Source organism: Clostridium polynesiense (assembly GCF_000820705.1).
Lineage (GTDB): Bacteria > Bacillota > Clostridia > Clostridiales > Clostridiaceae > Clostridium_AA > Clostridium_AA polynesiense.
This window is the reverse complement of record NZ_CCXI01000028.1, coordinates 1-8065: the sequence shown is the minus strand read 5'-3', so window position 1 is coordinate 8065 and position 8065 is coordinate 1. Positions and strand designations below refer to the sequence as shown.

At 31.9% G+C, this 8065-nt stretch carries 7 protein-coding genes; all 7 read right to left on the bottom strand.

From position 1 onward, the window contains the following. The coding region (locus TA89_RS03570) for an ADP-ribosylglycohydrolase family protein (protein ID WP_040210902.1) at positions 1–1048 on the bottom strand (1048 nt) is incomplete at its 3' end. A 16-nt stretch (positions 1049–1064) separates the two neighbouring features. Next, a complete protein-coding gene (locus TA89_RS03565; RefSeq protein ID WP_242850066.1) occupies positions 1065–2483 on the bottom strand; it encodes a PTS transporter subunit EIIC in 1419 nt (472 codons plus the stop codon). A 231-nt stretch (positions 2484–2714) separates the two neighbouring features. Continuing rightward, complete coding sequence (locus TA89_RS03560) at positions 2715–3539, bottom strand: PRD domain-containing protein (protein WP_040210900.1); 825 nt, start codon at positions 3537–3539, stop codon at positions 2715–2717. 49 nt (positions 3540–3588) lie between these two features. Then, positions 3589–4080: a PTS sugar transporter subunit IIA gene (locus tag TA89_RS03555; protein WP_040210899.1), complete on the bottom strand. Its 492-nt coding sequence runs from the start codon at positions 4078–4080 to the stop codon at positions 3589–3591. Between the two features lie 275 nt (positions 4081–4355). Continuing rightward, positions 4356–5540, bottom strand: coding sequence for a M20 metallopeptidase family protein (locus TA89_RS03550; protein WP_040210898.1), 1185 nt, complete (start codon positions 5538–5540; stop codon positions 4356–4358). Between the two features lie 77 nt (positions 5541–5617). After that, the gene (locus TA89_RS03545) at positions 5618–6835 is read right to left on the bottom strand and encodes an Nramp family divalent metal transporter (protein ID WP_040210896.1); all 1218 of its coding nucleotides are present in this window, start codon (positions 6833–6835) and stop codon (positions 5618–5620) included. 12 nt (positions 6836–6847) lie between these two features. After that, positions 6848–8065, bottom strand: a 1218-nt coding sequence (locus TA89_RS18495; RefSeq protein WP_040210894.1) for a beta/alpha barrel domain-containing protein, incomplete at its 5' end; no start/stop codon positions are given.

The following is an 8065-nucleotide window of genomic DNA, read 5'->3' as shown; positions in this document are numbered from 1 at the left end:
CGTTTAAATAATTATTATAAGCTAAATCTGTCAGTTCTTCAGATACTTTATCAAAGTCAAAGGCGGTATTTGCCTTTTTAAATACTTCATATTTATCCATATCTATTCCTTCAAATCCATTATATGCACCAGCTAACATTCCGGCAATACATGCAATAGTATCAGTGTCTCCACCAATGTTTGCACCACCAATTATTGTTTTCATTGCATCTCCGGAACCTGCTAAGAAAAGTCCGATGGCACAGGCAACAGAACTTTGAATAGAACCATCATTTCCAACATTTCTTTCCAGTCTTTCCATTGCTTCATCCATGTTATCTGAAGTTAGAGCAATCTCTATGCCTTTAACGATTTTTTCGTAAGTTGCAAAGCCTGATGCAATTCTAGCTTCCTGTCTTCCTATTTCTTCTCCACGCTTTGCACCGTAAAGGCAAGCTTTTATAATGGAGTATAAATTTGAATCTTCCATTAAGGCATTTGAAATACCACATGCAATTGCACATGCCCCTGAGTATCCGTGTTGTGTTCCATGAGATGGCTTAGTCATAGTAATTGCAACTTCAATGGTCTTTTCAAGATCTCCAGGGAATAGTAAACCAGCTGGAGCAATTCTCATGGCTGCACCATTTGAAGTACCACGGTCATATGTTCCACCGGTTTTTCCCAGTTCAACAGGGTCTTTACCTAATTTTAAATCTTCTATTAAGTACCTTGTTGTTGGTCCAGCATTTCTTGGATAATATTTAGGATATTTTTCTGACCATTCTACCAAAGCTTTAGCAACGTCGTTTACTGTAAGATTTCCTTTGGATTTAATTATTGCTAATGCCATTTCATACATTTGAGATGTGTCATCTGTAACTTCGCCAATTAGGTTGTCTTTAACATAAAAATTTAAACTTGGATCAATAAAATCAGTAATTGGTCCCCCATAGTTTTTAATAATTTCATCTCTGCTCCAAGCCTCTGAAGGTGCACCTATCGCATCCCCCATTCCAGCAACTGTTAAAGTACCTTTAATTTTGTTGTATAAATACTGTTTTTCCATATAATCTATCTCCTTTTTATGCAATTTCTGCTGTATAAGCACCTAATTCTTTACTTTGTTTTTCTTCTATTGCCTTATCAACACCGAAGAAATATGTTAATAAAAATGTTACTGCACAACCAACTAATGTACCTATCATTAATCCTGTAAAGCCTTGACCGAAGAAAGCTGGTAAAGTATATATACCAAACATTACTGGAGCAGTAATTCCTGCACCACATGCTCCTGTAATAGCTCCACCTATAGCGCCCCCAACTAATACATAGTAGAAAGGCTTTCTATATTTTATATTTACCCCATACATTACCGGTTCAATTACTCCTCCGGACAGTAAGCTTGTTACTGTTAAAGATAAAGCATTTTGCCTAACTGCTTTATTTTTAACTTTTAATGCAACGGCAAATCCTGCAGCAATTTGGCACATTATACTTGGAGCAAAGGCAACTGTAACTCTATCCACACCCAAGCTATCTATATTAGGGAACTGAATCAAAGTTAGTACCAGCCAATGCATACCAACAATTATTATTACTTGCCACAATCCTCCGATTATTGCACCGGATAACATTGGGCTGAATTTATATAAACTATTGAATAAATTAACTAAAACAGCACCGCCCCAATTACCTATAGGTCCAATTATTAATATTGCAATTGGCATTGTAATGAGCAAAGCTATTACTGATGAAAATACTGTTTTAAATAGTTTTGGTAAAAATCTATTTAATAATTTCTGAACGTATGATAATAAAAGTATTGTTAGGATAGGTGGCAATATACTTCCAGTGTAGTTTATATCTGGAACACTAATCCCTAAAAATGATACATGTGCATTTGTTTTAAATAATTCTATAAAGCTTGGATGTAACAGAAATCCAGTTAACATCAAAGACAATGCCTTATTAGCCTTAAATCTTTCTGCAGCAGACCAAGCTACTAGGAATGGCAGAAAATAAAAGAAGGAATCAGATAATGTATTAATTAATTGATAAGTAGTGCTTTCTGGAGATGCACCCATAAATTTAGCTAAAACTAATATTATTTTTAAGAATCCCATCCCCTGCATTGCAGGAATTAATGGTGTAAATATTGATGCTAATATACTAAACAATTGATCTAAATGACCTAAAAGACCCTTTTTATTATCATCCTCATTATTTGTATCAGCAGCATCTTTTTTATTATTATTTAAGTCATAATTATTGATGATATCTTCATATACATCTGCAACATCTTGTCCAATAATAATCTGGTACTGACCTCCGGAATATAATGAACTTGTTACTCCATCTAATTTATCAATGGTTTCTTTATTTACTTTTTCCTTGTCTTTAAGAACAAACCTTAATCTTGTAACACAGTGAGTTAATGAATTGATATTTTCCACGCCGCCAACATTAGAGATAATGTTCTTACTTAATTTACTTGCCGACATCATTTTCACCCCAATTATTTTGATTTAACTTATATACATTAATCATTTTAATTGTTTACATCTTTGTTTCACCTCCTTTATAATCTGTGTATTTTTGAAAATAAAAAACCTCAAGGCAGTAAATGATAAATATACTAAGATATATATCATTGGTAATGCCTCAAGGTAGAGTTACAATCCAATATTATAAACATATTATATATTTTAGGTAGTACACTATGGGTGCACCCCTTAATTATTCAAAAGTCTATTTATATGTACCATTAAATACAATTGATCCTCTTCGTTATAATTCCACTTTAATGTGTTTTTAAAATAGCAGTCTATTTTCTTAAAACATTTGTAAGTATCAGGGCATTGAGCTTTTAAGGATTTAAGAAGCAGCTTAGTAGAATCTGAAACTTTTCCTTTTGGCTCCCGCATACGCTGTACAAAATACTTTAAGTGAATAACAAATCTGGAATAATCGATACTATCCTGATCAATTTTAAAGTCAAAGCATTCTTCCACAATTTTAGTTATTTCCTTAAGAACCTTAGTAACTTTTATGGTATTGTTCATATCATTTTGCATACCTTCAGCATTTATAATATGCAGTGCGATGCTTGCTGCTTCACTTCTGGGAAAACGAATCTGCAAATCCTCCTCTATAATATCTAAAGCTTTATATCCAATCTCCATTTCTGCTTTATACAAATATTTTATGTCATTAGTTAATGGATTGGTAATATCTATAGATTTCTTTAATCTTATCACTGCAAAATTAATATGATCAGCTAACATAAAGGCTAGGCTTGGATTTAATTCGCAGCCAACTTTACTTTTTGCATAGTCAACAATTTTAGATGAAATATTAAAGATATCTTCAGGAATTTCAGATAATAATTCCAAATAACTTGAATCAATATCATAAAAAGTTTTACTTATTAAAGATAAGTCTTTTAATTCATAAGGAATTTCGTGAAATCCAATTCCTTTCCCGAAGATTACCACCTCTTTTCCCTTGGGGTCTAACCCTAGAGCAACATTGTTGTTTATTTTTTTAGTAATCCTCACGAAAAGCTCCCCCTTCTTCTTAAAATAAATTAATAAGATTGACTCTTGTCTATTTACTCTTTGTATACTTAATTGCTTCTGACTTACTACCCTCTACTTCTTTTCCTATATTTTTAAACTCTAATTTAAAATCTTCATTATTAGTTATAATCATTGGTGTAGTTAAATTCATAGATTTTTCTTTCATAAACTTTCTGTCTATTCTAAGTAATGGTGTTCCTAATTTTACCTTTTGATCTGTCTTAACTAATACTTCAAATCCTTCTCCATTAAGCTCCACGGTATCTAAACCAATATGAATTAAAATTTCAACTTCTTTGCTTTTTATACCAATTGCATGGGAAGTAGCAGCAATCATAACTACTGTTCCGTTACATGGAGAGCATATTATATCATCCTCAGGAATAAATGCTACTCCATCCCCTATCATCCTTTCTGAAAATACTTTATCAGGAACTTCAGATAAATCTATACACCTTCCATTAACCGGTGCCATAATAACGCCATCTAAATTTTTATATTTATTAAACAAGTTAAACATATTCTTTCCCTTCCTATGCATAAAAATTACTGCTGAAGTATTGATGTATTCCAATTCCTTCTTGAGCTAAAATTATCTTTTGACTAGATGTGCTTTGTTCTTAGCAATGTCATGATTTAAAGATATTTTAAAATTTACGATAAAAAAACTCTTCTCAGCACACCTAATACACTAAAGGTAATGCCTCAAAGAGTAACAATCCTGTTTACGATTTTATTATAGCACCCTATTAAAAAAAGTCAATACGTTTTCAGAGATTTACAGTATTATAATTACTAAGCCAAATATTCAAATACATATTTTACAAAAGTATAGACTACCTTCCATAATTCTTTTTCATCTATATTAAACTTAGAATTATGATGATTGTAGTTTTTTCCATCTACTTCTTTTAAATTACTTAAATAAAAAAACACTCCTGGTACTTTTTCTAAATAAAAAGCCATATCTTCCCCACCCATTAAAGGGTTCTTGATTATTGTAAGATTATCTTTTAATATACTATCTCTTAAGATTTTTTCTAATTTTTCTGTTTCTTCGTCATTATTTATAAGCGGAGGATATTTAAAATCATATTCATAATCATACTCTCCCCCATGGGATAAGGTTGTATTTTTTACCACTTCTTCTATTCTTTCACTTATATAAACTTGTAAATCCTTATTTAAGGCTCTAACTGTTCCTTCAATCTCAACAGAATCGGGAATTATATTTTGATTAATACCTCCATTTACTCTGCATATGGATATTACACAAGGTTCTACTGCCGCTATTTCTCTGCTTTTAATATTTTGAATCCCTTGTATTATTTCAGCTGTCATAATTATTGGATCTATCCCTAGCTCTGGATATGCGCCGTGACAGCCTTTACCTTTTACATTAACATAAAATCTATCCATGGATGCCATCATTGGTCCATACTTTATACCTATATTTCCAAACTCTACCTCCTTAGATAATTGACCTATATGTGAACCAATTATAAGGTCTACCTTAGGGTTTTCTAAAACACCTGCATCTATCATAGGTTTAGCGCCCCCAGGATATTCTTCTCCTGGTTGAAATATAAGTTTTACACATCCTTTTAGCTTTGATTTATTCTCATTTAAAATTTTGGCAGCAGCAAGTAATGATGCCATATGTCCATCATGACCGCAGGCATGCATATTTCCATTTTTTGAAGAAAACTCAAGACCAGTTTCTTCTGTTATTGGAAGTCCATCCATATCTGCTCTTATAGCAATTGTTTTTTCACTTTTATTACCTTTTATTAAAGCAACTATGGCTTTTCCATTTAATAGAGTATTATACTCTATTCCTAGTTTATCCAGCTCATTTTTTATATACTCACTTGTTCTAGGTAAATCTAATCCTAGTTCTGGAATTCTATGAAGTTCTTCTCTCCATCTTTTAATATCAAACTCTATATTTTTTATCTCTTTATATAAATTATCAGTCATAATATTCACCCCTAATAAATATCACCATATACACCACAAAATTAGCTGGCAGCTAATTTTGTGGTGTTTTTATTTTATTATCCAATAAATTGTTTTAGTTGATTATATGATAAGAAAAGCAACCAAACAATTGATATTACTCCAATTATATTTAAGAATACGGAGTTTTTGTGCTTCTGCATTAGTTTTTTATCATTTGCCAATAACATTATAACTATTGCTATTAATGGAACTGCTAACATTGTTGTTCCTTGAGCTAACACCAATAATTGAATTGGGTTTTTTCCAAATATTATAGCTGCTGCTGTACCTAGAATCATTACAAAGGAAGCAAATATTTTTGACCATTTACTTTCCATTTTTGTTCCTATTCCTAAACCATCTGCTAGGAATGTACCGCCTATCATAGCATTACCAATAAATGATGAAAATGATGCTGACCAGAAACCTAATAAGAACAGCCATTTAGCAAAGGATCCTAAGAAAGGCTCTAATTGTATAGCCATATCTATAGCACTGTTAACTTCTATTCCAGCTGGCTTTAAAACTGTAGCCGCGGTAATCATTATCACCACAGTTATGGTAGCTAAAATTGCAGTACCTGCATATGAGCTTTTTAACCCTTCATTTAAATCTTTTAATTTCCAGCCTTTTGATTTAACTGAATAAGCTTGAAACGCTGCTGCTGCAACACTAAAGCTTGTACCTGATATTGATATTATAAGTCCTAAATCTTTTGGCCTAGTTGGAATAAATCCTTTTGCTACTTCTCCTAATTCAGGTTTTATAAAAAATATATTTCCTACAAATGTAATAATCATAATAAACACTAAAGCTGTCATTAATTTTTCTAAGTATCCGTACATATCTTTGAATCCCCACATAAATAGCATTGCTACTATTGTGAATATAGCCGCCCACATTCCTACTGATCCTCCAAATACAGTACTGCATGCAAGACCTGCTCCTATGTTATTTCCTGTTTGGAATCCTGCTATTATAAAGAATCCTCCAACCCCTATTATTACAGATACTGGTTTGCCATATTTATCCTTAACCGTTTCTAATAATGACTTTTCAGACATAATACCTATTACAGCACTCATTTTTGAGAAAGCTGCCATCATTATAGCTGCAATTAATACTGCCCACAATGATGAATATCCCGTAGTAGCTCCTAACTTACTTGCTACAGTTATACTTCCCGGTCCCATTACTATAGCCGCTGTAATTAAGCCTGGTCCTACAATGGAAATCATTCGTTTTAAAAACCCTTGTCCACTCTTTTCACTCATTTTAAACCCTCCCTATTTCCTTATGGTATATAATTTTTTTATATCTAAAAACTTTAAAACTTCATCTTCGGAAATATTAAATTTTGTTTTTAAATGTAACATACCTGGCACCAAACCATCTTTAGGATTAAACATTAACTCATGAAGAGCTTTTCTAGTCCTGCTACCATCTTTTAGATTATAATTATTATTAGGTAGTTGAAAATAAGTGTGCATTTGACCTGATGTTGCACCCCTTAAAGCATACTCTATCATCATTCTTCCTGAATTTACATTTCCTGTTGCACTTATAGGTACATCGTTTACATTTATTTCATTGAATTTATCAAGCACCCTTAAGTTTCTATCGCTTAAATCGTAACCTCCATAAGCTATTCCCTTTTTACCTTCAAACTCTTTATCTCTATCAAATAACCTATTAAAGGCTGTTATGCTGTTTACAAAAGGCTTTAGCTTATTTAACTCTTCTAACATTTGAACTTGGAACTCATCACCTAATGGAGGGTTAAATAATTTCATTCCAAATATAAAATCCTTTGTTTTAACATACTTATTAACTAATTTAGGAACTTCTTTTACCCATCTTAAAACTTGTTCTTTAGAATTGTCCATACTAGATAATGTAGCACTAAAATCTTGTTCAATAATAAAAGGCAGTTTAATATTGGATTTTTTCCATACTTCTTCAATCCTTTTGGTGGTATACTCATATTCACTTTCTTTAAATTCTTCATGCATTTCCGGCAAATGATATTGAACTGACGGAATTACCGGTATATTGTATTCTTCAGATACTTTGTAGGATTCTTTAACTAATTTTAAATAATCTTCGAAGGATTTATCCCAACCTCTACCTTTCCAAGTGACTGTATATCCCTCTTCACCTTGTTCACTTGTAATTTTCTCAACTACCATCTTTGGAGCAGAAACCTTCCACTCTTTCATTTCCGATTCATTTAATTCATCTTGAGATATTACAGTTTTTAAAACTACAAAACCTAAACCATCCTGAGCATCTGTTTCAACTTGTTTTAATGTGGATGATAATTGCCCTGATGCCTTTCCAAAAGGATTCCTAATCTCTAAATCTCCATATTTTCCAGTAACATCCACCTTATATTTTTCCAGTATGTATTGTTCCAAATCATCTATTTCATAGTCAGCATTTTCATAATCATCAATAATCATTTTATTGAATTTATCATTAATATTGAATTCTTCATCAAGCTT